The organism is Burkholderia glumae LMG 2196 = ATCC 33617, from assembly GCF_000960995.1.
Taxonomy (GTDB): domain Bacteria; phylum Pseudomonadota; class Gammaproteobacteria; order Burkholderiales; family Burkholderiaceae; genus Burkholderia; species Burkholderia glumae.
In genome coordinates this window covers 1,937,752-1,962,273 of record NZ_CP009434.1, presented here as the reverse complement: position 1 = coordinate 1,962,273, position 24,522 = coordinate 1,937,752, and the positions used below count along the sequence as shown (strand labels likewise).

The window sequence follows — 24,522 nt, the reverse complement described above, 5'->3', positions numbered from 1 at the left end:
GGCGCCGGCAATCGACGACACTCGCCCGATCCGAGGGATCGGGCGAGTGTTTCCTCATGCCGCGACGGCCCAATCAGCCGGCCGTCACGCCGGCGTGACGACGCTGCCTCAGGCCGCGCGCTCGCCGTTCTGCAGCAGCCACTGGACCGTGACGGGCTGGTCCGTGGCTTCCTCGAACTGGCTGCCGACCACGTACTTGTAGGCAGCCTTGCCGGTCTTGCTCCAGGTGCTGTCGAGCGTGATCACCAGTTCCGTCACGTGCGGCGCGCCCGGGATCGCCGGCACGGCCGTGCCCTGCAATGCGTAGACCTGCTGGCCGCTGGCCAGGCCCAGCGAATATACGGAGCCATGGAATGCGGATTCGATGTGCAGCGGCGGATTGGTCGCCTGCGTCAGCGTGCCGTAGCCGGACACGCTGTTGGTCCCTTGCGGCACCGAGAGAAACACTTGCAGCCGCCGGCCGCCGGCCAGATTCGGCGTGCCGATCGAGAAGGTGCCGGCGTGATTGAACGGGTGGAATTCCGACATGATGTGCCCCATATTAAGTGGTTAGAAATGGCTATCATTTTGTTTCGGCATCCTCTTGTTATTGAGGATGGTGAAAAAAATAGCATGGGGATTTTATAAAATCCATCGATAATTTAAGGGTTCGATATTTTTTATTAAAACAAAGGATATCGGAAATAATGCTTTGGATTGGTGCTGGCCGAATATGTTTCGATGCATATCAGGCTATGCATCTCATGCTGCCTCAATGCGATGTTTTGATATTAAGTAAATGAAATGACGTTCGACAGCCAGGCGCCGCGTCGGACGGCGGCCACGGCACGCGGCGGCGCCGGCCTTGCCTGGCAAGGCGGCGCCGGGAAAGGGTTGGCCGCAGCGACGGGAGCGCGGCGATTTAGCGGCTGGGACGACCGATCGCGGCGGGACCGCATGGGCAGGACGATGGCCGGTGGCGGTGGTTTTTGATGCAACGCATCACGGTTGCAAGGCAATGGAAAGCGGTTCCGGTGAAGCGGCGTGATTCGCGGATTTGGAATTCGGTAACGAAATGACGGAATGGTTTCTGGTGGGGCGCCGGCTTGATTGCTCGATTGGCGAGCGCCGCGGTTTTCATGCCGCCGCAGCGGCACTCGCGCAATCGCGGCCCATGCTCCGACTGAGTATTTCACGTGGCCGCCGGCATCGGTTTCCGCTCGACCGTGCCCAGAGCTTGCCGGAATCGATGCGCTTGCGGCCCGGCGACACGGCCGCGAGCCGGCTGCCCGCGCCGTGCCTGCCCGTCGCGGCGGCCTGCCAGACCGATGCGCGCGTCAGTACCGGAGGGGGCTCCAGCATCGGCGCCTGGCCCGATGCGGGCAGCCGATCCGACCTTGTGCGCGCCGTTCGAGGCCGAGAAATCGCCCACGCCGAAGTGGCGGGCGGCCAGCGCGCCGCCTGCCGCGGCGCTCGCGCGGCAGGCGTTCCCGCTCGCGCCGACTAGCTTCGCGCGGGTGCGACGCCCGTTGCCCAGGGCGGCGTGAACGCCGGGCCGGCGTGTTGCGCGATTACCGCATGCAGGCGTGTGATGGCGGCCCGCTCGGCCTGCGTCAGCCCGGGGTGCCAGATATCGACGAGCAGGCAGACGCGCGGCTGATCGCTGTCGTTCCAGCTCTCGTGCTCGAAGGTATCGTCGAACAGGATCGCGCGCCCTTCGGGCCAGCCGCGGGTCTCGGCACCGACTCGGAGCCGCGAGCCAGGCGGTACCAGCAGCGGAAGCTGGCAGGTCAGCTTGATGTTGGTTGAATCGGAATGCGGCGGGATTTTCGTGCCGCCCTGGATCACCGAGAAGATGAACGCACCACCCGGATTGAGGTAGGTCTCCACCCGATGCATGAGGGCGGCGGTGCCTGGGCAGCGCCGGCAGTTTTCCTCGACCTCGCGTTGGCTCTTGCGCCGGAAATCGAAGGTCCCCCAATCGGCCCGGCCGATATGATCGAATCGGCCGGCAACCTGCTCCTCGTATGGAAGCAGCATCGAGGGCCTCACCTGGGCGAGATACTCGTCGCGCAGCATGTCGATCTCGGCCTCGAGGATCGAGGTGAAGGCCCGCAGTTCTTCGTAATCGCTCGCCTCGTACCAGGGCTTACCGTCGAGGCCGGGGAAATAGAACAGTTGGGGCCGCTGGTAGGGCGGCAGTTCGGGCAGCGCAAGCTGTCCGGTGTTGATTCCCACGAATTCGAACACGCGCGCCAGCGCCGGCTTGCCGTATTCGGCCTCGAGTGCGTCGAGCGTATCGCGAATGGGAATTTCGATTTCCTGATTCACTCCGGTTCTCCTGGATGTGACTGGTGAAAGGATGGGGACGGCGCGGCGGTCAATAGCCTTTGCGCGGCGATATCGCTGGCGGGCTCGGTCGACCAGTTGCCGATCGAAAGGCTGTAGGCGGTGGCCAGTGCAATGACCAGGCCCACGGCGCTCCAGACCGGCAGGACGCCCCACTGCCCGATCAGATAGCCGAGCAGGATCGAGGCGATCATGCTGCCCAGTTGAAACACCAGCGAGAAGAAGGACAGCGCGCGCGAGCGCAGGCTGTCGGGGGTGCGATGGTGCATCACCGCATTGACCACCACGCCCGCGATGCCCAGGCACAGAGAGGCCGCCGCGAGCAGGAGGCCGAGCGTGGCGACATGGCCGATCCAGCGCGTCAGCACGAGGCTGGCCGCCAGCCCCGCGAACGGCAGGGTGATAGCCAGCCCAGGCCTTCGCTCGCACCACTGCATCACGCGATAGGCGGCCCAGCCTCCCGCGCCCTTGATCACCAGCATCAAGGTCAGGAACAGGCCGAAGGCCCAGGTCGTGCCGTGCTCGGGCACCAGTGTTTTCAGCACCACCGGCCAGTAGCTCTCCAGCACCGAAACGACCCCGCCCAACAGCATGCAGAGCAGGATCAGCGGCCGCACCGCGCCCCGCTTCGCGGCGAACACGACCAGCTCGCGCAGATCGGCGAGCAGCCGTCGCGGCCGGGCCGAAGGCGGCTCGACCGAGAGCGGTCGATGCTCCGGCTCGGGAAAGAAGCGGGGCGTGACGGCGACCAGCGCCAGGAACAGCGTGCCCGCGAAGGCCAGGCCCACGCGATACGGGTTGTCGAACAGCAGCACGCCGATCCAGTCCGGCAGCATGCCGCCGATCAGGGACATGCCGGCCAGGCCCAGCGCGCCCGCCAGTTCGGCGAAGCCGAGGCGGTAGGGCACGCCGCGCGTGTCGCCGCTGTTGCGCAGCAGTTCGACATACCACGCGTCGATGGTGCCCGAGCTCATCGCGCGAGCAACGCCGAAGCTCGCGGCGGCCAGATACAGCATCGGCTTTTGGCTGAAGGCCAGCATCAGCAGGCAGCCCACGCAGTTCATCATCAGCGAGGCGCGGTAGGTGCGGATCCGCCCCACGCGGTCGGCAAGCGCGCCGAACGGCAGCTCGCAAGCGATGGTCGAGAGGCTGAACAGCGCGGCGTACAGCCCGATTTCGAACAGGCTGAACCGGCTGCGCAGCAGGAACAGCGTGACGACCGGCAACACCAGGCCAAAGGCGCCCCACAGCATGGCCTGCTGGAGGCAGTAGCGCAGGTGCACGTTCATGGCGTTACCTTGCCGCCGGATTCGAGCAGCAAGTAATCGCCCTCCGGGCCGCTGCCCGAGCCCGCCTCGCTGAATCCGCAGGCGCGATAAAAGGCCAGCGCGGCGTGGTTGCGGCTCAGGCACTTGAGCTGATAGCGCCTGCCCGGCCAGCCTGGCAGCGCATTGAGCAGGGCACGGCCGACGCCGTTACGCAGGTGGCCGGCGGCGACGAACAGGTGGTGGATGAAGTCGGTGGGCTCCCAGACCGAGACGAAGCCCAGCAGCCTGCCGGTTTCGTCCTCGGCCAGCAGCAGAAGTTCGTCGCGGGTCTGGGCGTCGAAGTCGTCCAGCGCGAAGGCCTCGGCGGCTTGCCAGACGAAGGTCTCGCGGCGAGTGTGCAGGAACAGCTCGCGCAGGGCGGGCAGGTCGGCCGGGTTGGCGGCACGTATTTGCAAGGATCGCATCGCTACTTACCTCATGGCCGTTTTGAGCGGCGGCGTGCACCCGGGCAGGCTCGCCATCACGTCGTGGACGAAGGTCTCGGTATTCCAGCTTCGATCGACCGTCGCGCCGAGCCTGGTGATCACCGCTTGGCATGACGGCACGATCACCACCAGTTGATAATTGAAGCCGTCGAGCATCGTCAGGTCCTCGGGCAGCGAAGGGAAGCGACGTTCTCCGGCGAGGCCCGCATTGAGCCACAGATGCGCGCCGTGCTGGCTGTCGCCGAGCGCGGTCTGTGGCGTGGACATAAAGCGGATCCAGTCCGCGTCGACGATGCGCCGGCCCCGCCATTCGCCATGCTGAAGAATCAGCTGGCCGATCTTCGACCAGTCGCGGGCCGACGCGAGCATGTAGCTGCCGCCGACCAGGGTGCCGGCCGCATCGGGCTCGAGCATCGCGGTATGAATCCCGAGCGGCGCGAACAAGCGCGCGCGCGCGAACGGCACGATGGCTAGCGGCCGCGATGATAGGGCGCGCGCGGCGATGTTCGCCACCAGCACGCTGCCGCCACTTTGGTAGTCGACTTGGTGCCCCGGCGGTTGCGCGAGCGGGCGGCTGGCCACGAAGTGCGCCATGTCGGCGCTCTGGTAGAGCATCGTCGTGGTGTCCGAGCCGGGCAGATAACCCTCGTGATAATCCAGGCCGCTGTTCCATTGCAGCAGGTTGCGTAGCTGGATCGAGCGGCGCGGATCGTCGGGGGCCGACCATTCCGGCATCAGGTCCGTTTGGTCCAGCGAGAGCTTGCCGTCCGCCACCAGCGTGCCGGCCAGCAGGCCGGTCACGGTCTTCGTCATGGACCAGCCGAGCAGCGGGGTTTCGGTGCCGACGCCCGGCGCGTAGCGCTCTCCGACGATCGCCCCGTGCTGGCGCACCACCACGGCCAAGGTGTTGCGTAAGGACTTCGGCCCCGGTTCGGCGAGCGCCCGGTCCAGCACCTTTGCCAGGGCAGGCGGTTCGGCCGCGCCAGGCGTTTCGGGATCGCTTGCAGCGGGCAGGCCGAGGCCCTGGCCTTGCGCGCGCAAGGCGTCGAGATCGGTGGCGGGGCTCACGGTGCAGCCCAGGCCGGGGCGGTAGAGGGCCACGGTCTTGCGCAGCAGGCCGAGGCCGGCCGCGCTGGCCGTCGCGGTGTCGCGGTCGATGCGGTAGGTGACCAAGCGGAACAGCGGGTTGATCGGCTTGACTTCGCGTTCGAACACCGTCTGCGGGTCGGCCTCGCCGCCGGCGAGCACGCGCACGCAGAGGTAGTGCGAGGCGTAGCCGGTTGCGGCGGGCAGCAGCCAATACAGCACGCCGCCCGCCGCGAGCAGGAGCAGCGCCAGTGCGGCAAGCAGGTAGCGCCCGGAACGGGCGGCGCGAGGAGGAGGGTGATCTGATCTCAAGGGAGGTTTCCTGTGTCGCAAATACGGATTCGCCGGGTGGCGATGCGGGCTCAGAGGATGATGTCTTTTTTCAGATAAAGGCGTTCCGACTCGATGTCGCGCTCGCGACAGCGCGCGATCAGCTTGTCCGATTCGACGATCGGCAGCGCATCGGCGTCGTACTCGATACTCGAGATGAACTTCAGCCAGGGCTCGGCGCCCATGGCGTAGACGAACACCTGGCGCGGCGCGAAGTGCTCGACCAGCGGCCAGGCGCGCTCGCAGTCCGAGCCGTTGAGCCGCCGGTTCTGGTCGAAGCGATAGGCCAGCGGCTGGTTCAGCAGCGCACCGTAGAGCCAGGACATCGGCGCGCCGGCGCACTCCATGCCGATGAACAGCGTGTCGATGCGGCCGATGCGGCGTGCGATGCGCTGGTACATCTCCGGCTGCAGATTGTTCGAATCGGCTGCGAACAACATGCTGCGCTCGCCGAGCTTCAAGGCGAACGCGGCCTTCGCGGCGATATGCAGGTCGCCGTGCTCGCCGAGGAAGGGCAGCGCCACGATTTCGCCGCCCGGCACCGCCACGCTGTCCATCTCGCCCACTTCGATCACGCGCTCGAAGCCGCAGGACTCGAGCGCGAGCTTGATCGAGGGATCCTGCAGGAATCCGCCGTGGCTGCGCGGCACGATCAGCGTGCCGATCTTGTGGCGCAGCTGCAGCAGGCTCTCGAGCACGATGTGATCCTGGTGATTGTGCGTCAGCAGCACGTAGTCGATGTGCTCGGGCAGGTCCGCGAAGGTGAAGGGATCGGCGCTCTCGCCGAGCGGATAGCCGACGATCGGATCGGTCATCAACGTGAATTCGCCGGTCTCCACCAGCACCGTGGCGTGGTTGAAGTAGCGCACGCGCAGCGCGTTCGGGGCCGACGGTGCACGGCTGGCCGGCGCCGTGTCGGTGAACCAGGAGGCCAGCGTCGCCCGGCACGGCTCGCCGCCATCGGTGTGGGCGAGCAGCCGATCGATGAGGTGCGGGTCGGCGCCATGGCGGCGCGCGGCGAACAGCTCGTCGTAGAGCGGATCGCGGAACGGCAGGCGGATCTGCACCATGCCCTCACCGGGCAGGCGCGGTGTGCTGAGCATGAAGCTGCGCTCGCCGCTGGTGGCGAGAAAGCCGTTCATGCTCTGCAAGGGCTCCAGATAGTCGACGCTGTCGTAGAGCAGGCGCTCGAACAGGCGGTAGGAGGCGCGTCCGCGCAGGTCGTAGCCGAGCTCGACCATGCCCTTGAGCGCAGCCGGCACGCGCTCGTAAAGCGGCGTGAGCGTGTCGCCCGCTGCGTCGGCGGCGACGAGTTCGTCCAGTTCCTGCAGGGCGTCGGCGAGCGCCAGCAGAGGTGCCGCGCCGTCGCGCGTGGCGCGGATCAGGGCTTCGACGGCCGGCACCTGCTCCTTGCCGGCGTCGAGGAAGCGGCCGCCTGCCATTTTCTTCGCGGAGCGGCGGTGCACCTCGGGGGCGCGCACAAAGGACTCCATGATGCGCAGATGGACCTGCTTCGTGACCAGCGCGCAGGTGGCCGGCTGCAGCAAGAAGGTCCAGGCGTACCACTGGTTGATCAGCGGTTCGAAGACGACGTTCGGTTTCAGATAGATCGGGCTGGTGTCAGTCATGATCGTGTTCGATAAGGCTGGGGGAGTCGTTGGCCACGCGTGCCAGCACCTCGCCGACCTGGTCGTGCCAGGCGCGCAGCAGCCGCGCGGCGGTCTCGGGGGTATGGATCGCATTGCTGTAGCGGCACTCGAAGGTGATCTCTGCCTCGCCGACGACGCAGACCAGGTTCAGCAGGTGTGAGCGCGTGTCCGTGGCGCAGCGTTCGGGACCGATCGCCTCCGGCGCGGCCGAGAATTGCGAGGTGGCTCGGCCAGCGGTGGCGGAGACGAAGTCGAGGCTGACCTCGGGCCGAATGGTGCGTTGCCAGGCATCGGCCTTCGCGTGCGCCGGCATGGTCAGCCCGTCGCCGCCTAGCGCGGCCAGCGGAATCGCGTCGAAACGCGTTTGCCAGACCCGCAGGGCCGCCTCGTCGAGCGTGCCGGACTGGTGCGGCAGCCGCACCGGCAGGTCGCAGACGAAGCAGCCGATGCAACGCTCCAGCGGCAGGTCGGCCCCGAACCAGTCGCGGCCGTGGTGGCCCACGTCGGCGCATACCGCGCCGCCGGCCCAGCCGGTCAGCGCCCGGGCCGCGCTGGCCAGCACCACGGTAGCGGCCTTCACCCCCAGCTGCCGCGGTACGGCCCGAAGCAGCAGGCGCGCGGCAGCGCCGCTCAGGCGCTCGCGCACCACCCGCTGGCTCGACTCGAGATTGAGGCCGTGGCGCTCGCGCGGCAGCGGGAGGTTGGAGGAGAGCGTGGCGAAATAGGCGTCCACCGCGCCGTCGCGCCGCGCCGCTTCCAGCTTTGCGTCGAGTTCGCGCAGGCTCGCTGCGAGCGCCGTGCACGGCGTGGCGGCCAGCGTGATCCGGCTGCCGGCCGCGCGCTGCCCATAGGCCCGTGTGTAGTCGTCGAGCAGCACGCTCCAGGCGTGGCTGTCGGCGATCAGCCCGTGCGCCAGCAGCAGCAGCCGGTCGCCGCGCTCGGCGAGCCGGTAGTGGGCGATGCGCAGCAAGGGGCCTTGTTCGAAGCGGAACCCGGCCTGCAGCGCGGTGCTGTGCTCGGCGATGAAGCTTGCCGCGGCGCTGGCGTCCAGCTGCTGCAGGTCATGGCTGCCGAAGCAGCGCGCCAGGTCGCAGTCCTCCAGGGCTGTCACGTGGGCGCTGCGCGTGTCGGGGTCGATGCGGCAGCGCAGGCCGGGATGGAGCTCGAGCAGCGCGCGCAAGGCGTCGCGCAGCGCTTCCGGATCGAGTGCCTGCGGTGTTTGCACCAGCAGGGCGCGGTTCCAGTGCTGGGGCGTCTCGCGTTGCAGCACACGTCGCTGATAAGGCGTCAGCGGAAAGGAGGCGGGCGCCTCGTCGCGGCTGCCGGCGGCGAGCGGCACCAAGCAGGCGGCCAGTTCGGCGAGCGTGGGGCAGGAGAAGAAGGCCTGCGGATCGACTTGCCAGCCAGCCCGATTCAGGCGCGCGACCACCCGCAGCACCAGGATCGAATCGCCGCCCAACGAGAAGTAATTGTCGTCGAGGCCGATCGGGCCGGTGTCGAGCACCTCGCGCAGCGCCGCGAGCAGCGCGTGCGCCGCTCCCGCGTCGACGGCGGCGCAGCCGGGCGCGCCCCCGTCCGCCGGGCTCGGCATGCTCGCCAGCCGCTGCCGGTCGAGCTTGTCGCCGGCAGTCTTCGGCAGGGCCGGCACCACCGCGATCGCCTGCGGCACCAGATGGGCCGGCATGCTCGCGCGCAGCCGGCGCTGGATTGCCTGGGGACTGGGCTCGGCGCCGGCCGCCGCGTCGACCACGACGAAGGCCTCGATGCGTACCGGATCGCCAGCCGTCGCGACGCGTACCGCCGCTTCGCGGATACCGGCCTGCGCATTCAGGAGTGCCTCGATCTCGGTCAGGTCGATGCGTATGCCGCGCAGCTTGATCTGCCGATCGGCGCGGCCCAGGTAGACGAGCGAGCCCTGGGCGTCGCGGCGTACCAGGTCGCCGGTGCGGTACATGCGTGCACCCGGCCGGGCCGAGAACGGGTCGGGCAAGAACGCCTCGGCGGTCAGATCGGGGCGGCCCGGGTATCCGTCGGCCAGCGAGTCGCCGCCGAGCCAGAGCTGGCCGCGGCCGAACGGCGGAACCGGCCGCAGCGCCTCGTCGAGGACATAGGCGCGCGCGCCGGGCAGCGGCTTGCCGATCGGCACCTCGCGCTCGCCGTCCGTGGCTGCGGCGGGGATCGCGTAGACCACCGACGTGATAACGCTCTCGGTCAGGCCGTAGGCGTTCAGCAGGGCCACGCGGCCGTGCACGAGCGCGCGCCAGTCGCGCACGGCCTCCAGCGGCACCGACTCGCTGCCGGTCACGACCAGCCGCAAGTGCGCGGGCAGGCGCGCTTCGCCGTCGCGCAGCGCGCGCACCCACTCGCGCCAGAAGGAGGCGGGTAGATTCAGCACGGTCGCGCGCTGCGCTTCCAGCAGCGTGCCGAAGGCCGCGAAGGTCGGCCAGGCCTTGCGGTCGATCAGCAGCAGGCAGGCGCCGGCATGCAGGGTCGTGAGCATTTCCTCGAGCGACACGTCGAAGACGGGCGAGGCGAACTGCAGGACGCGGTCGCCCGCGTGCAGGCCATAGGCTTGACGCAGGGCCTGGATCCGGAGCGCGATCGCCCGATGGCCGACGTCGACGCCTTTCGGCTGGCCGGTCGATCCCGAAGTAAACAGCGTATAGGCGAGCTGCCCGGGGGCGATCGGCTCGCGCGGCGCGGCCTCGAGCGCGGCGCCCTCGTCGAGCAATGCGTCGAGACCGAGCGCAGGGCAGCCGTCCCAGTCGGACGGCCCCGAGCCATCGTGGATCAGCAGCCCTGGTCGCGCCTGCGCGAGGATCGCCTGCTGGCGCGCGGCCGGCGCGGCCGGATCGAGCGGCAGGCTGGCGGCTCCGGCGCGTATCACGCCCAGCAGGGCGAGCAGCGCGCTCAGTCCGGACGGCAGGCGCAAGGCCACGCGCCGGCCTTGGCCGATGCCGCGCGCGTGGAGGGCGGCGGCGATCCGTTCGACGCGGGCATGCAACTGCGCATAACTGAGCGTGCCCGCCGCGCAGATCACGGCCGGGGCCTCGTGCGCCGCGTGCAGCGTGCTCTGCAGCATGCTGCGCAGGTCGACGGCCGCGCCGGCCGGTTCGGCGGCATCGCCGGCGGCGGCGAGCCAGGCTTCGGTGCGAGCCGGCGACAGCACGTCGTGACGGGCCAGTGGCGTATCGTGGGTGCCGCCGAGCAGCGCATCGAGCGCCTCCTCGAAGCGCTCGCGCAGATCGTCGAGCGCGCCCGCCGCGAATACGCCCTCGCGTGCCAGCAGCATGCCGGCATAGGCGTCGCCGTCGCGATGGAGATTCATCGTCAGGTCGTACTCGGTATGCGTTTCGGGGGTGCTTTCATGCGCCACCTCCAGCTCGCCGATGCGGATCGCGCGCGTCGGCGGCTCCTGCATCGAGAACACCACCTGGAATAGCGGCGTGAGAGACGCATCGCGGGCGCCCGCGTGACGTTCGACCAGTTTCTCGAACGGATAATCCTGGTGGGCCTGCGCATTCATCACGCAGTCGCGCACCCGGCCGATCCAGGCCAGCGCGCTCAGCGGCTCGGCAACCTCCACGCGCAGCGCTAGCATGTTGACGAAGAAGCCGACCAGCCGCTCGGTGCGGCTGTCGCCGCGGTTCGCCACCGGCGTGCCGACCACCAGGTCGTGCTGCCCGGTGCGGCGCGCCAGCGTGAGCAGGAACGCGGACAGCAGCACCACGTAGGAGGTGGTGTTGAGTCGCCGCGCCAGCGCCTCCACGTCCTGCGAACGCCTGGCGTCCACCGCTACCGCGCGCATCTCGCACTCGCCGCTCGTGCCGGGCAGGCGCGGCATGTCGCCGAGCTCGAGGACGGGCGCGCCTGCCAAGTGCGCCCAATAGGCCTCGTGCCCTGCCATCTTGCCGGCGGCATGGCGAGCGGCCTGCTCGATGCTGTAGTCCGCGTAGTCCCGGGCGGGCGCAGCCAGCGCCGGCTCGCGACCTTCGCTCAGCTCGCGATACAGCATCGCGAGATCCTCGGCGATCAGCCGGAACGACCAGCCGTCGACCACGATGTGATGGAACACCAGCAGCAGGCAGGCATGGTTCGGCGCGAGTTCGAGCAGGCGAGCGCGCATCAACGGCGGCCGCGCCAGGTCGAACGGCTCGTCGAGCAGGTCGGCGAGCTGGCGGGACACGAAGGCGCGTGCTTCCTTAGCCGGGCCGCCGCTGAATGCCAGCCGCTGCAGCGTGAATTCGACCTTCGGATGAACCTGCTGCACGCCGTCGTCTGCGGCATGGAAGGACGTGCGCAGCGCCGGGTGCCTTGCCACCAGCGCCTCGAGCGCGCGTTGCAGCGCCGCCCGGTCGAGCGGGCCGCGCAGATGCAGGCATTGCGGCAGATGGAACACCACGCCGCCGAAGCCCAGCTGCTCCAGGGTCCACAGCCTGCGTTGCTGGAACGACATGGTCGCGCGGCGCGGCAGCGCGGCAGGCGCATCGGCAACCGGCGCGGCGGCGTCGGCCGCTGCACGCTCCGGCGCCGGCTCGTCGCCAACCGGCGGCGTCGGCGTTTCCAGTGCGGCCACCAGCCCCGCGATGGTCGGCGCGTTGAAGAAGGCGGCGATCGACACCTCGCGCCCGGTGCGTTCGTGGACCCGCGACAGCACGCGGGTGGCCAGCAGCGAATCACCGCCGAGCTCGAAGAAATTGGCGTTCGGCGCGATCTGTTGGTAGCCGAAGCACTCGGTCCAGATGCGCGTGACGGTGTCGCCCAGGGAGTCGCTCGCGGCGCCCGGCGCTTCGGCCAGCAAGGCCGTGCCTGATGCTGCCGGCGTCGCGGCGACGGTTTCGACGCGGTCCGTGCGCGCCGGCGGCGCGGTCTCGCCCGCGTCGCCCGCCGCGGATTGCGCCGGCAGCCAGTGGCGCGTGCGGGCGAACGCGTAGCCGGGCAGCGGCAGGCGCTGGCGCCGCTCGCCTGCATAGGCGTCGCGCCGCGCGAGCCGCGCGCCCGCCATCCACAGCCGGCCGTGCAGCTCGGCGAGCGCCGCGGCCGTGAGGGGGCGGCGGCCGCTGCTGCCGGCCAGCACCGCATCGGCGCCGGCGCAGCGATGCGCGCGCACCAGGGCGGCCAGCACGTCGCGTGGGCCGATCTCGACCCAGACTGCGTCGCCCAGCGCGGCGAGCGTGCGTACCCCGGCCGAGAAGCGCACCGTGCCGAGCACTTGCGCGGCCCAGTAGCCCGGGTCCGTGGCCCGCGCTGCGTCCAGCAGCTCGCCGCTGAGGTTCGAGACCAGCGGCACGGCTGGCGCGGCGAGCGTCATCGAAGCCGCCAGCTCGCGTACCGTCTCGGCGGCCGGTGCCATCATCGGCGAGTGGAAGGCGTGCGAGGCGGCGAGCCGCGCGTTGGCCACGCCGTCGGCCCGCAAGCGCGCCGAGAACGCCTCGATGTCCTCGAGCGGACCCGACACCACGGCTTGCATCGGCCCATTCACGGCGGCCAACGCGAGCGTGGCCGGCAGGCGCGCCAGAAGCTCGGATTCCGTCAGCGAGACGGCAAGCATCGCGCCCGGCGCCTGCGCCTGCATCGCGGCAGCGCGTCCGGCGACCAGCCGGATGGCATCGTCGACCGAGAACACGCCGGCCACGCAGGCCGCGACCAGCTCGCCGAGACTATGGCCAAGCAGATAGTCGGGCGTCACGCCCAGGGCCTCCCAGGCGCGGAACAGCGCGTACTCGAACGCGAACATCAGCGGCTGCACCAGCGCGGTATCGCGTATCTCGCCGCCGTCCTCGCCCAGCAGGGCGGGCGCGAGCGCGAGACCGGCATGCCGCGCGAAGCCCGCGCACACGTCGTCGAGCGCGGCGCGGAACACGGGCAGTTCGCGATGGAGCTGGCGCGCCATGCCCTGGAACTGCGCGCCCTGTCCGCTGAACAGGAACACCACCGGGCGGTCGCGCGCGCCGCTCGCCAGGATGCGCATCGACGGATCGTCGAGCGCCGCGCAGGCCTCGTCGTGCGAAGCGGCCGCCACGAAAGCACGGTGCGCATGATCCTGACGCCCGATTTGCAGCGTGTATGCCACATCGGCCAGGGGCCACTCGGGATGGCGGCGCAGCGCTCGCGAAAGCCGTCCGGCGGCGGCCCGCAGCGCCTCGGGCGTGGCGGCCGACAAGCGCAGGCAATGGGCGGGCAGGGCCGACGCGCTGGCCGCCCGCGCCGGCGGCGGCGCCTCGAGAATCACGTGCGCGTTGGTGCCGCCGATGCCGAACGCGCTGACCGCCGCGCGCCGCGGACCGCCCGCGCCGGCCGGCCAGTCGAGCGGCTCGGCCTGCAGGCGGAAGGCCGACTCGTCGAGTTCGAGCAGCGGATTCGGCGTCTCGAAATGGAGGGTGCCAGGGATCGTGCCGTGCTGCAGTGCCAGCGCGGCCTTGACGACGCCGGCCAGACCGGCCGCGCTGTCGAGATGGCCGATGCTGGTCTTGACCGCGCCCAGTACGCGCGGAGCCGGGGCGGGATGGGCACCGTAGGTCTCGCGCAGCGCGGCCATCTCGATGGGGTCGCCGAGCACGGTGCCGGTGCCGTGCGTCTCGATGTAGGCGACCGTGGCCGGCGCGACCTGGGCGTCGGCGAGCGCGGCGCGGATCACTCTGGCCTGGCCTGCCGGGCTCGGCGCGGTATAGCCGGCCTTGTCGCGCCCGTCGTTGTTGAGCGCCGAGCCCTTGAGCACGGCATGGACGTGATCGCCGTCGCGCAAGGCGTGGTCGAGACGCTTCAGCACCACGGCGCCGGCGCCGCTTCCCTCGACGGTGCCGCTGGCGGCGGCGTCGAAGGCGCGGCAATGACCGTCCGCCGAGAAGATGCCGCCGCTACTGTGCAGATAGCCGGGCAGCCCGTCGACGCTGAACGACGCGGCGCCCGCGAGCGCCATCTCGCACTCGCCCGAGGCGACCGCGCGCGCGGCCATGTGCAAGGCCACCAGCGAGGTCGAGCAGGCGGTGTCGAGCGTGATCGCCGGACCCGTCAGGTTGAGCCGGTAGGCGATCTGCGTGGCCGGCTGGTTCAGGGCGTTGATCTGGTAGAGGCCGAGCGCGGCCAGCGCGGCGCGATTGCCGAGCACGTGGTTGGCCAGATACTGGCTTGCGCCGCGGCCGACGTAGACTCCCACCTCGCGCGGCCGCGAGGCATCGCCGTAGCCGGCGTCCTCGAGGGCGCGATGGCTTTCCTCCATCAGCTTGCGCTGCTGCGGATCGAGCACTTCGGCCTCGCGCGGCGTATAGCCGAAGAAGGCGGCGTCGAAGCCCTCATGGTCGGCGATCAGGCCACGCGCGGCGACGAAGCGTGGGTTCTCCAGCAGGTCGGCAGGTGCGCCGAGCGCGCGCAGCCGCGCGTCGTCGAGCCGCGTGATGCCGTCTTCGCCGGCCATCAGCATGCGCCAGAACGCCTCGATATCCTCGGCCCCCGAGACGGTTGCGCTCATGCCGATGATCGCAACATCGTGTCCATCCCGTCGCGGCGCGGCAGGTTCGCGATCGGCCGCTGCCGCCTCGGCCGCGGCATCGGCGGCATCGGCGGCATCGGCGGCGGGGGCGGCAGGGCCATGCAGCCAGGCCGCCAGTGAGCGCACCGTGGTGTGGCGGAATAGCTGGCCGATCTCGACCTCGCGCCCGAATTCGCTGCGCAGCCGCGCCTGGCACTGGATCAGCGCAAGCGAATGGCCGCCGATCTCGAAGAAGTTGGCATCGGGATCGATCTGCTCGAGGCCGAGTACGTCGCGCCAGATCGCGGCGATGCCGGCCTGTACGCTGTCGAGCCGGCGCGGCGGCGGCGCCGCGCTGTCGTCCGCACGAGTCGCCGCCCGCGCGTCGTCGAGCGGCATGGCTTCCAGGCTGCGCCGGTCGATTTTGCCGCTGGCCATCATCGGCATGGTGTCCAGCATCAGTATCCGGTCGGGAACCATGTACGGCGCCAGGGTGGCCTGCGCGTGCGCCTTCAGTTCGCGCTCGGCCAGCTCGCGCGTGGTTTCGACGAACGCGCACAGGATCGTGCCGCTAGCGGTGCTGCGGGCCAGCACCGCCACGCGGGCCACGGCAGGATGGCTGCCGAGCACCGATTCCACCTCGCCGGTCTCGATGCGAAAGCCGCGAACCTTCAACTGCGTATCGTCGCGGCCGACGAATTCGATGTCGCCGTGCCGGTCGAAGCGCGCCAGGTCGCCGGTACGGTAGAGCAGGCGGTCGGTCTCGCCGCTCGCGTAAGGGTTGGGCACGAAGCGTTCCGCGTTCAGCTCGGGGCGATTCAGGTAGCCGGTGGCGAGCGCGCGACCCGCCAGGCAGAGTTCGCCGGTCGCACCGATCGGCAGGCGCGCCAGGCCCTCGCCGAGGATATGCGTGCCGATCTCGCCGACGGCACGGCCGATGCGCACCGTGCCGGGCGCGCATGGCCAGATCGTTGCATAAATGCTGGCTTCGGTCGGGCCGTAGGCATTGAAGAGCAGGGTGTCGGGCAGCACGCGCGCGGCCAGCTCGACGCTGGCCGGCAGCAGCGGTTCGCCGGCCGCGTAGATGGCGCGCAGCGGGGTCGGCCGGCTGCCGTCGAGGGTCTGCAGGAACAGATGCAGCATCGAGGGCACGAAATTCACCACCGTCACGCGTTCCCGCACGATCAGGTCCTGCAGGTAACGCGGGTCGTATTGGCCGCCGGGCCGCGCGATCACGATCGCCGCGCCGGCCATCAGCGGCCACAGCATTTCGGTCAGCGACACGTCGAAGGACTGAGCGGTCTTCCACAGCACGCGATCGCCCGGGCCGAGCGGCCAACTGCGCGCGAGGTCCTCGAACAGCGCCAGGACGCCCTCCTGCCGGCACAGCACGCCCTTGGGCGTGCCGGTCGAGCCGGAGGTATAGAGGATGTAGCCGGCATCCTCGGGGCGTACCGTGGCCGGGTCCGGCAGGGCGATGCCAGTCGGTGCCGACGCCAACCCGGAGAGTGCCGCGAAGCGTGTGCCGCCGGCCTGCAGCCAAGCCGGCGCGGCCGCATCGCCGAGGATCGCCACCGGTCGCGCATCGTCGATCATGAAGCGGTGGCGGGCCTCGGGCAGCGCGGGGTCGAGCGGCAAGTACACGGCGCCGAGCCGCAACACCGCGAGCACGGTCTCGAGCATGGCGGCCGAGCGCTCCGCGCAGACGGCGACCACCGCGCCGTGGCTGACGCCAAGCGAGGCGAGCGCGGCCGCGCGCGTCTCGCAGCGCTCCCGCAGCGCGGCATAGGTGAGCGTGACGCCGGCATCGTCGATCAGGGCGATCGCCTCGGGCCTTGCCTGGGCGCGCGCGAGCAGCCGCTCGCCGACGCTGCCGCGTACCGCCAGGCCCGGCTTCGGCCGCGCCCACTCGTCCAGCAGGGCCTCGGTCGATGGCAGCAGCCAGCCGCCGGCGGGCAAGCCTGCCAGGCGCGCCAGCGCCACGCCGTGGGCATGGGCGATGTCGAGCGCGTCTTGCTGGCGTAGCAGGTCGGCGCGATAGCCGACGATGCAGCGCAGCCGCTGGTCGCTCGGTGAAATGGAAAAGTCGATCTGCACCGGGAAGCTGTTGACGGCATGGCCGTCGCGGTTCATCAGCATCGCCACGTCGGCCTCGCCGAGTTCACGCAAGACGTGGAAACTGGTGAAGTTGAACAGGACTTCGCCGAAGCTGAGCCAGTCGTTGTCCTGACCGATCTGCTGCGAGGGGTAGAAGCGATGCCGGAAGATCTCCGACTCGATCGCGAACACCTCGCGCGCCTGCGCCGCCGCCGGCGCATCGGCGTCGAGCGCGGCGCGCACCGGGACCGAATTCAGGAACAGCCCGACCGCCTGCTCGGCGCAACCGTTTTCGGGGCGCACGTGGGTGACCATCGCGCTGAGCACGTCGCGCCGCCCGGTCAGCGCCTGCAACGCGCGCAGATGCGCGGCGAGCAGCACGCTCTTGAGCGGCACGTTGGCGTCGTGCGCCAGCGCGCGCAGCGCCGCTTCCAGTTCTGCCGATACCGGCACCGCCTCGTAGCTCACCTGCTCCCCGGCACCGGCGGACTGCTCGGTGTCAAGCGGGGCGCGCCGCAGCGACAGGGTGCGCGCGCCTGCCAGCGAGCTGCGCCAGAACTCGCGCTGGGCCGGGTCGTCGAGCGCGTCGCGCTCGAGCGCGACGAATTCGCGATGGCCGGTTTCCATCGGGGCCTCGACGAGCGTGCCGCCGGCCAGCAGGCAAACGTAGAGGCTCAGGAACTCGGTGGTCAGCGCGGCCTCGCTCCAGCCGTCGATGATGGCGTGATGGAAGCTCCAGACCAGCTTGAACCGCGTGTCCGAGAGCCGGAACACGAAGCAGCGGAACAGCGGCGCGTCCGCCGGATCGAAGGCCGCGAAGCGCTCCTCGTCCATGAAGGCCGCGATCTGCCGCGCCTGTCGTTCGCCGTCCAGCGTGCCGAGGTCGGTGACCGACAAGGGGATCCGCGCATCTCGCATCACCAGTTGCAGCGGCACGCTGAAGCCGTCCAAGCGCAACACGGTGCGCAGAGACGGGTGGCGCAGCGCCAGGGATTCGAGTACCCGTTCGAGATGGCCGGTATGGCAGGGATAGGCGATCTCGTAGCCGATCACGTCGTGGTAGACGCTGGAGCGGGCGTGGCGAGCGCTTTGATAGAGCATGCCGAGCTGCAGCCGGCTCAGCGGATAGGCATAGTCGACGCCTTCCGGCAGTCTGGCGCGATCGGCCTCGCCGAGCAGCGGCCGGCCGGACGGTGCCGCGGCACCGATCGCGGCCGGGGCGTCCCCGGTGGATTGTTTGCCCGCCTTGCCGGCCGCGGCGCCGATGTGTTCGGCGAGGGCGCGCAGCGTTTAGTGCGCGAACAGATCCTGCACGTCGAATTCCAGCCCTGCGCGCTGGGCCAATGACTTCAGCCGGATTGCCAGCAGGGAGTCGCCGCCCAGGTCGAAGAAGCTGTCGTCGAGGCCGAGATCGTCGCGGCCGAGGATGTCGCGCCACAGCGCGTGCAGCTTGCGCTCGACCTCGTTCATCCCGAGGCGGGTCGGCCCGGCTGCCGCGGCCGACGCCGGCTCGATCGGCTGCAGGGCGGCGAGCGCGACGCGGTCGACCTTGCCGTTCGCGGTCAGCGGAATGTGCGGCACGCAGTGCAGGCGCGCCGGCACCATGTGGTCGGGCAGGACGGTCTTCAACTGGCGGCGCAGGCTCGCCTCGTCCGGCGCCGCGCCGCTCGGCTCGGCGGTCCACCAGCCTACCAGCTGCCGGTCGCCCTGCTCGCTGGTCTCGGCCGTGACCACGGCGGCCTGGACGCCGCTGCAGGCCGCGAGCGCGGCCTCGATTTCGGCCGGCTCGATGCGGTAGCCGCGCAGCTTGATCTGGCGGTCGCGGCGCCCCAGGTAGTGCAGCGCGCCGTCGTGGCCCCAGCGGGCGATGTCGCCGCTGTCATACATGCGCGAGCCGGGCGGTCCGTAGGGGTCCGGTATGAAGGCGGCGGCCGTCAGGTCCGGGCGGTTCGCGTATCCGTGCGCGAGCCCCGGGCCGGCGATGTAGAGGTTGCCGGCCGCGCCGACCGGCAGCTGCTCGAGGGAGCGGCCGAGCACGTAGACCGAGGTGCCCTGGATCGGCCGGCCGATCGGCACGGGGCGGCCCCGCGCCGGAGCATCCGGAATGGTCCAGGTGGTCGCGAAGGTGGTGGTTTCGGTCGGGCCATAGCCGTTGACGACCCGGCCGTTCGCTAGCAGGGCGCGCGCGCGCTCCACGTGCGGCAGCGACAGCACGTCGCCGCCGCAGACCAGGTAGCGCAGCCCGCGCAGCGCGTCGGGCGCATGGTCGACCATCGCCGAGAACAGGCCGCTGGTCAGCCACAGGATCGTCACGCCGGCTTCTAGCAAAAGCGGCCCGAGCTGGTCCAGCGAGCCGTCGCGCGTGGCGGGCACCACCAGGCAGGCGCCGTTGAGCAGGGCGGTCCAGATCTCGAAGGTGGAGGCATCGAAGGCGGTGGGGGCGAACTGCAGAAACACGTCGTCCGGCCGAACCTCGAGATAGGCGGGCTGAAAGGCGAGTCGCAGAATCGCCTGCTGCGGCACGATCACGCCTTTGGGGCGGTCGGTGGTGCCCGACGTGTACATCAGGTAGGCGGGGCGCTGCGCAGCCACGTCGACGGGCACGAAGCCCGCATCGCAGGCGGCGATGTCGTCCTCGTGCTCGTCGAGCACGACCAGGTTCAGGTAGCCGTCGCGCAGCACGTCGGTGCGATCGAGCACGGCCTCGCGCGTGAGGATGACGCTTGCCTGGCAGTCCTCGATCAGCAATTGCAGGCGCTCGGCCGGATAGCGGCTGTCGAGGGGCACGTAAGCGCAGCCGGCGTTGAGCGTTGCCAGCATGGCGACGATCATCTCGATGCCGGGTTCGAGGCAGAGGCCGAGGTTCGATCCCGGCGCTATGCCGAGCTCACGCAGATGGGCGGCCAGGCGGTTGGCGCGCGCGTTGAGCGTGGCGTAGTCGAGCTGCTGGCCGCCCTGGCGCAGCGCGACGCGCTGCGGGTCCTGGCGCGCCAGCGCGTCGATCTGCGCGCCGATCGAGGCCGGCAGCGCCGCTGCCAGCGGGTGATGCTGCCAGCGTTCGAGCAGCGGGTCATGACGCGGCAGCTCGCCCATCGCGTCGTCGGGCTGCGCGCACAGCACCGTGAGATAGCGCACATAGGCGTCGGCGAGCCTGGCGGCATCGGCGGCCTCGAACAGATCGGCGCGCGATACCAGGCAGCAGTTCACGGCATTGCCCTCGCACCTGGCGAACAGCGTCAGATCGAACTGGGCATAAGGATAGAGATCCTCCCGCAGTGTCGTCGAGAGCCCGCAAGGCCCGGGCGGCGCGTCTGCGTCCGGGCCGTTCTGCAAAACGAAATTGATTTGGAACAGGGGGCTGCGCGCGGCGTCGCGTGGGGCGCCGACATGCTCGGCCACGCGATCGAACGAGACCGCCTGATGGCGCAGCGCGCAGGCGACCGTCTCGTGCTCCCTGGCCACCAGCGCCGCGAAGCTCGAGGCACCGTGGCAGGGCGTGCGCAGCGCGAGCAGGTTGGCGAAGAAGCCGACGATGCGCTCGCTGCCGGGTTGCACACGGTTCGCGGCCGTGGTGCCGATGCAAAAATCGTCTTGATCCGCGCAGTCGGCCAGCAGGCGCCGCCAGGCGGCCAGCATCACCGTAAACAGCGTGGTTCCGGCACGGCGCGCCAGTCCCTCGGCGGCGCTGCGTACCTCGGCCGGGATCGCGACGAAGTTCAGCTCGCCCTGGTAGCCGCGCCGCGCGGGGCGCGGCAGCGCGAACGGTAGGTCGAGCGTGGCGGCGCCCGTCAGGGCCGTCTTCCAATGGTCCAGCGCGGCCCGGTCGTCGTCGTGACCGGCCTCGGCCCGCGCCTGCTGCCACCGTGCGTAGTCCGCGTATTGCGGCGCCTGCGAGTCGCCCGCGGCGGCGGGCGCATGGCCCGCGCGTCGTGCGGCATAGGCCGCCCACCAATCCGCCATCACGATGTCGAGCGACCAGCCGTCGATGATCAGGTGATGCGCTGTCAGTACCAGGATCTGCCGCGCATCGCCGCAACGATGCAGCGTGACGCGCAGCAGCGGCCCGCGCAGCGTATCGAACGGCTCGGCAATCTCGGCCGCGATCGCCTTGGACAGCGACTCGTCGTCGATGTCGGCCAGATGCAGCCGCACCGGGATCGACGGCGTCTGCGGCGCAAGCACCACCTGGAACAGGCGGCCGTCGCGATCCTCGAAGCGCGTGCGCAGCGCCTCGTGGCGTTCGATCACGTCGCCGAGCGCAGCGGCCAGCAGGTCTTGGTCGAGCTGCCCGACGATCTCGAGCACGTGCGGCACGTGGAACTGGCCGCTGCCGCCGTTGATGGCCATCTGCACCCACAGCCGCTGCTGTTCCGCCGAGGCCGGCACGTCGGCCGGCCGGGGCCGGCGCGTGATCGCTTCGCGCGCCGCGCCGCCGTCTTGCTTGCTGAACGCCTCGAGCAGCTTGCGGCGCTTGTTTTCGATGGATTCCTTGTTAGACATCAAGCCAGCTCCCTCGCTTCAAACAATTTGAGTAATTCGTCCATGTCCTCGGGGCCGAGGCCGTCGAGCAGTGCGGCGAGCGTTCCCTCGCGCTGTGCATGCCGCCCCAGTTCGGCCAGCACCTGAGCACTGAATCGGTCGAGCTGCGGCGCGTTGAACAGCATGGCCGGCGTCAGAAGCAGGCCGAAGCGGCGGTTGAGCCGGCCAATCAGTTGGATCGCCTGCACCGAGCTGCCGCCCAGCATGAAGAAGTTTTCGTCCGCGCCGATCTCGCCGGTTTCCAGCACGGCCGACCACTCGGTGGCGATATCGCGCTGGAATGCAGTCTTGGGGCGTGCGAGCGAGGTCGACGCGGTGCGCTCGAGTGCGGCCTGGGCTTGCTGGCGCAGCCGCTTGCGGTCGATCTTGCCGGCCGTTAGCAGCGCGATGCGCTCCACCACCTCGATGCGCGCGGGCCGCATGACCTCGGGCAGGCGGCTCGCGAGCCAGTCCTCGAGTTCGCCCTCGGCCCAGCGCTGCCCGCCGGCGGCCGGTTCGACGAAGCCGTGCAGATGCCTGATGCGGCCGTTGACGGCAACCGGCACCACGGCACACTGCGCGACGCCTGGCAGCGCGAGCAGGCAAGCCTCGATCTCGCGCAGCTCGATGCGGTTGCCGTTGAGTTTGACCTGCTCGTCGCGGCGGCCGAGATAGTGCAGTTCGCCGTGCTCTCCGAACATGGCGATGTCGCCGGTGCGGTACATGCGGGCGCCGGGGCGGTCGCTGAGCGGGTCCGGCACGAAACTGGCGGCGGTTAGGTCGGGACGGCCCAGATAGCCCGCCGCCAGCGCCGCGCCGCCGATGTACAGTTCGCCGCGCTGGCCGGGCGGGCAGGGCGAGAGCCGCGAGTCCAGCACGTACAGCGAGACGTTGTCGATCGGCCGGCCGATCGGTATGCCGGCGCGTCCTGCCGGCGTGGCGCTCTCGCAGGGCCAGGCACTGACGTCAATGGCGGCCTCGGTCGGTCCGTACAGGTTGACCAGCCGCGTGCCGGGCAGCAGGCGCCGGAAGCGCTCGGCCTGCTCTGCGAGCAGGGCCTCGCCGCTGCAGATGACCAGCGCGAGATCGGGCAACTGCCGGCCCGGCATGACGTCGAGAAAGGCGTTCAGCATCGAGGGCACGAAGTGCGCGACTGCCACCCCGGCCTCGCGCATCAGGCTGGCGAGCCCGGTCGGATCGCGGTGCAGGCCCGGCGGCGCGACCACCAGCGCGGCGCCGTTTAGCAGGGGCCAGAGCAGTTCCCAGACCGACACGTCGAACGTATAGGGGGTCTTCTGCAACGTGCGCGCGGTGATGCCGCCGCGCAGCAGCGTGTTCTGCCAGTCGAGCCGGTTGAGCAGTGCGCGATGCGTGTTGGCGACGCCCTTGGGCATGCCGGTCGAGCCGGAGGTATAGATCACGTAGGCGATCGCCTCGGGCGGGATCGCTTGCGGCGGCAGCGGTGCGGCCTCGCGCCAGGCCGCGTCGTCGAGCAACAGCTGCGGTACGGTGGCCGCAGGCAAGCGTGGGGCGAGCCGGCGCTGCGTCAGTAGCAGCACGGGGCTGGCGTCGGCGACGATGCGCGATACGCGCTCGGGCGGCGCTTCCGGATCGAGCGGGATGTAGGCGGCGCCGCAGCGCAGCACGGCGACGATGGCGAGCACCATCTCCGGCGAGCGCTCGCAGCAGAGGCCCACGCGGCTGCCCGCCACGACGCCGCGCGCGGCCAGCGCGCCGGCCAGCCGTGCGCTCGACGCGTCCAGCTCGCGGTAGCTCAGCCGGGTCTCGCCGGCCTCGACGGCGATCGCGTCGGGGCTGGCGGCGCATTGCGCGGCGAAGCGGGCGTACCAATGGCTGTCGTCGAGCGCGCGCGCCGGGCCGTGCCAGAAACGCGAGAGCCGCTCGCGTTCCTCCGCACCGAGCAGCGCCACGGCATGCACGGCCTGCGTGTCATCGGCGAGGCAGGCTGCCAACAGGCGTTCGAAGCGGGCCGCAAAGGCCGCGATGCGTGCCGGCGACAGATGGCGCGTGTCGTGCTCGAGGTTGACGTGGAGTCCGTCGGGCGTGAGCTGATAAGCGAAGTTCAGATCGAGCGGTCGCTCGGTTGCCGCCGCCGGCAGCAATTCGGAGGCTACTTGCCGGAAATCGAGCGGTGAGGACTGGGTGAAGAACGCCTCGGTGATGCCGACGTTGAATATCGGCTCGTCGGCGAGCGTGCGGCGGCGGCGCAGCGCCGCGACCAGGTCGGTCAGCGCAAGGCGTTGGCGGCGCCGGCTCGCGGCGCGCTGGGCGGTTGTGCGCGCGAACACGTCGCGGAAGCTGTCGTCGTCCCGCAGCGCGATAGGCATCGGCAGGTTGTTGACGAAGCAGCCGCTGGTTTGCTCGAAGCCCGGCGAGCGCAGGTTGACGGGGTAGGACAGCACCAGCTCCGGCAGGTCCAGCCAGCGCGCCAGCGCGATCGCGAACAGGCTCGAGAGCAGCAGGAACGGCGTCGAGCGGTTGGCCTTGGCACACGCCTTCAGGGCCTGCGCGACGGTGGCATCGAAATGCATCCGATGAATGCAATCGCGGGCGCCAGCCTCGGCCGTTTCCGGGGCAGGCAGATCGACGCCGAGCGGCGCCTCGCCCAGCAGCGCGAGCCAGTAGTCGAGATCGGCCTGCCGGGCGCCCGAGGCGCGATACTCGGCCTCGAGCGCGAGAAAGCCGTCGAGATCCCGATGCGTGCGATCCGGCGCCGGGCCCGCGCCGAGCGCGTGGTTGTACAGCGCGCTCAGGCGCGCATTGATGTAGCGCGCCGAGAACGCGTCGGAAATGATGTGAGGGAAGGCCAGCACCAGACGATGCGTGGCGTCGTCCTCGCGCAGCAGCGAGAAACGGAACAGCGGCGCGCGGTCGAGCGCGAACACGGTGGCGGCGCGCTCGGCAATCCATGCGTCGCGTGCGGCCGCGTCGAGCGCCGGCTGGGCGGGACCGTCACCACGCGCGTCGCGATACTCGAGATCGACCTCGATACGCGGATGGACGATCCGCACGGGATCGCCGCCGTCGTCGCGGAACACGCTGCGGCAGCCTTCGTCGTGCTCGTGAACGAAGGCCTCGAGCGCCTGCTGCAGGGCGTCGCGACGGAGCGGCCCGATCAGGCGGTAGACGAGCGCGGTGGTGTAGGCGGCCGAATGCGGTGCGAGTCGCCATTCGAGCCAGAAGCGGTACTGATATGCGGAGAGCGGAGTCGTGGACATGATTGGCGCAATCGGGATTCGGGAATGGCGGGCGGCGGATCGGGCCGCGGTGCC

11 protein-coding genes are annotated in these 24,522 nt (G+C 70.2%); 2 read left to right on the top strand and 9 right to left on the bottom strand.

The genetic code is table 11. From position 1 onward, the window contains the following. Nucleotides 1-108: 108 nt before the first annotated feature. Nucleotides 109-528: a DUF1842 domain-containing protein gene (locus KS03_RS09255; protein ID WP_232252154.1), complete on the bottom strand. Its 420-nt coding sequence runs from the start codon at nucleotides 526-528 to the stop codon at nucleotides 109-111. 508 nt (nucleotides 529-1,036) lie between these two features. Here KS03_RS09255 and KS03_RS31185 point away from each other — a divergent pair. Further along, nucleotides 1,037-1,486 carry a hypothetical protein gene (locus KS03_RS31185; protein WP_127913906.1) on the top strand — a complete coding sequence of 150 codons (450 nt, stop codon included), beginning with the start codon at nucleotides 1,037-1,039 and terminating at the stop codon, nucleotides 1,484-1,486. Here KS03_RS31185 and KS03_RS09250 read toward each other — a convergent pair. From KS03_RS09250 to KS03_RS09225, 6 genes are read right to left on the bottom strand one after another with little or no spacing between them, the layout of a single operon-like run. Further along, nucleotides 1,483-2,310, bottom strand: coding sequence for an aspartyl/asparaginyl beta-hydroxylase domain-containing protein (locus KS03_RS09250; RefSeq protein ID WP_012733777.1), 828 nt, complete (start codon nucleotides 2,308-2,310; stop codon nucleotides 1,483-1,485). The genes KS03_RS31185 and KS03_RS09250 overlap by 4 nt on opposite strands. Next, nucleotides 2,307-3,617, bottom strand: a complete 1,311-nt coding sequence (locus KS03_RS09245; protein WP_012733778.1) for an MFS transporter — start codon at nucleotides 3,615-3,617, stop codon at nucleotides 2,307-2,309. The genes KS03_RS09250 and KS03_RS09245 overlap by 4 nt, the downstream gene beginning before the upstream one ends. After that, nucleotides 3,614-4,060: a GNAT family N-acetyltransferase gene (locus KS03_RS09240; protein ID WP_012733779.1), complete on the bottom strand. Its 447-nt coding sequence runs from the start codon at nucleotides 4,058-4,060 to the stop codon at nucleotides 3,614-3,616. Before KS03_RS09240 ends, KS03_RS09245 begins: the two co-directional genes overlap by 4 nt. 6 nt (nucleotides 4,061-4,066) lie before the next feature. Continuing rightward, nucleotides 4,067-5,479, bottom strand: coding sequence for a serine hydrolase domain-containing protein (locus KS03_RS09235; RefSeq protein ID WP_012733780.1), 1,413 nt, complete (start codon nucleotides 5,477-5,479; stop codon nucleotides 4,067-4,069). Between the two features lie 50 nt (nucleotides 5,480-5,529). After that, nucleotides 5,530-7,125, bottom strand: coding sequence for an MBL fold metallo-hydrolase (locus tag KS03_RS09230; protein WP_012733781.1), 1,596 nt, complete (start codon nucleotides 7,123-7,125; stop codon nucleotides 5,530-5,532). Next, a complete protein-coding gene (locus KS03_RS09225; RefSeq protein WP_045678752.1) occupies nucleotides 7,118-17,812 on the bottom strand; it encodes a hybrid non-ribosomal peptide synthetase/type I polyketide synthase in 10,695 nt (3,564 codons plus the stop codon). Before KS03_RS09225 ends, KS03_RS09230 begins: the two co-directional genes overlap by 8 nt. On the opposite strand from KS03_RS09225, the gene KS03_RS31180 reads away from it, so the two are divergent. Further along, nucleotides 17,789-18,058, top strand: coding sequence for a hypothetical protein (locus KS03_RS31180; protein WP_127913905.1), 270 nt, complete (start codon nucleotides 17,789-17,791; stop codon nucleotides 18,056-18,058). The genes KS03_RS09225 and KS03_RS31180 overlap by 24 nt on opposite strands. Here KS03_RS31180 and KS03_RS09220 read toward each other — a convergent pair. Then, nucleotides 18,002-21,211 (bottom strand): non-ribosomal peptide synthetase, encoded by a 3,210-nt coding sequence (locus KS03_RS09220; RefSeq protein ID WP_045678751.1) that lies wholly within the window; start codon nucleotides 21,209-21,211, stop codon nucleotides 18,002-18,004. The two genes, KS03_RS31180 and KS03_RS09220, sit on opposite strands and share 57 nt — an antisense overlap. Then, a complete protein-coding gene (locus KS03_RS09215) occupies nucleotides 21,211-24,468 on the bottom strand; it encodes a non-ribosomal peptide synthetase (protein ID WP_012733783.1) in 3,258 nt (1,085 codons plus the stop codon). The genes KS03_RS09220 and KS03_RS09215 overlap by 1 nt, the downstream gene beginning before the upstream one ends. Nucleotides 24,469-24,522 lie beyond the last annotated feature (54 nt).

Excerpts from the sequence above, each read along its gene's own strand:
- KS03_RS09220 (WP_045678751.1), bottom strand. The coding sequence starts at position 21,211 with ATGTCTAACAAGGAATCCATCGAAAACAAGCGCCGCAAGCTGCTCGAG.
- KS03_RS09255 (WP_232252154.1), bottom strand. The coding sequence starts at position 528 with ATGTCGGAATTCCACCCGTTCAATCACGCCGGCACCTTCTCGATCGGC.
- KS03_RS09240 (WP_012733779.1), bottom strand. The coding sequence starts at position 4,060 with ATGCGATCCTTGCAAATACGTGCCGCCAACCCGGCCGACCTGCCCGCC.
- KS03_RS09230 (WP_012733781.1), bottom strand. The coding sequence starts at position 7,125 with ATGACTGACACCAGCCCGATCTATCTGAAACCGAACGTCGTCTTCGAA.
- KS03_RS09225 (WP_045678752.1), bottom strand. The coding sequence starts at position 17,812 with ATGCTCTATCAAAGCGCTCGCCACGCCCGCTCCAGCGTCTACCACGAC.
- KS03_RS09215 (WP_012733783.1), bottom strand. The coding sequence starts at position 24,468 with ATGTCCACGACTCCGCTCTCCGCATATCAGTACCGCTTCTGGCTCGAA.
- KS03_RS09245 (WP_012733778.1), bottom strand. The coding sequence starts at position 3,617 with ATGAACGTGCACCTGCGCTACTGCCTCCAGCAGGCCATGCTGTGGGGC.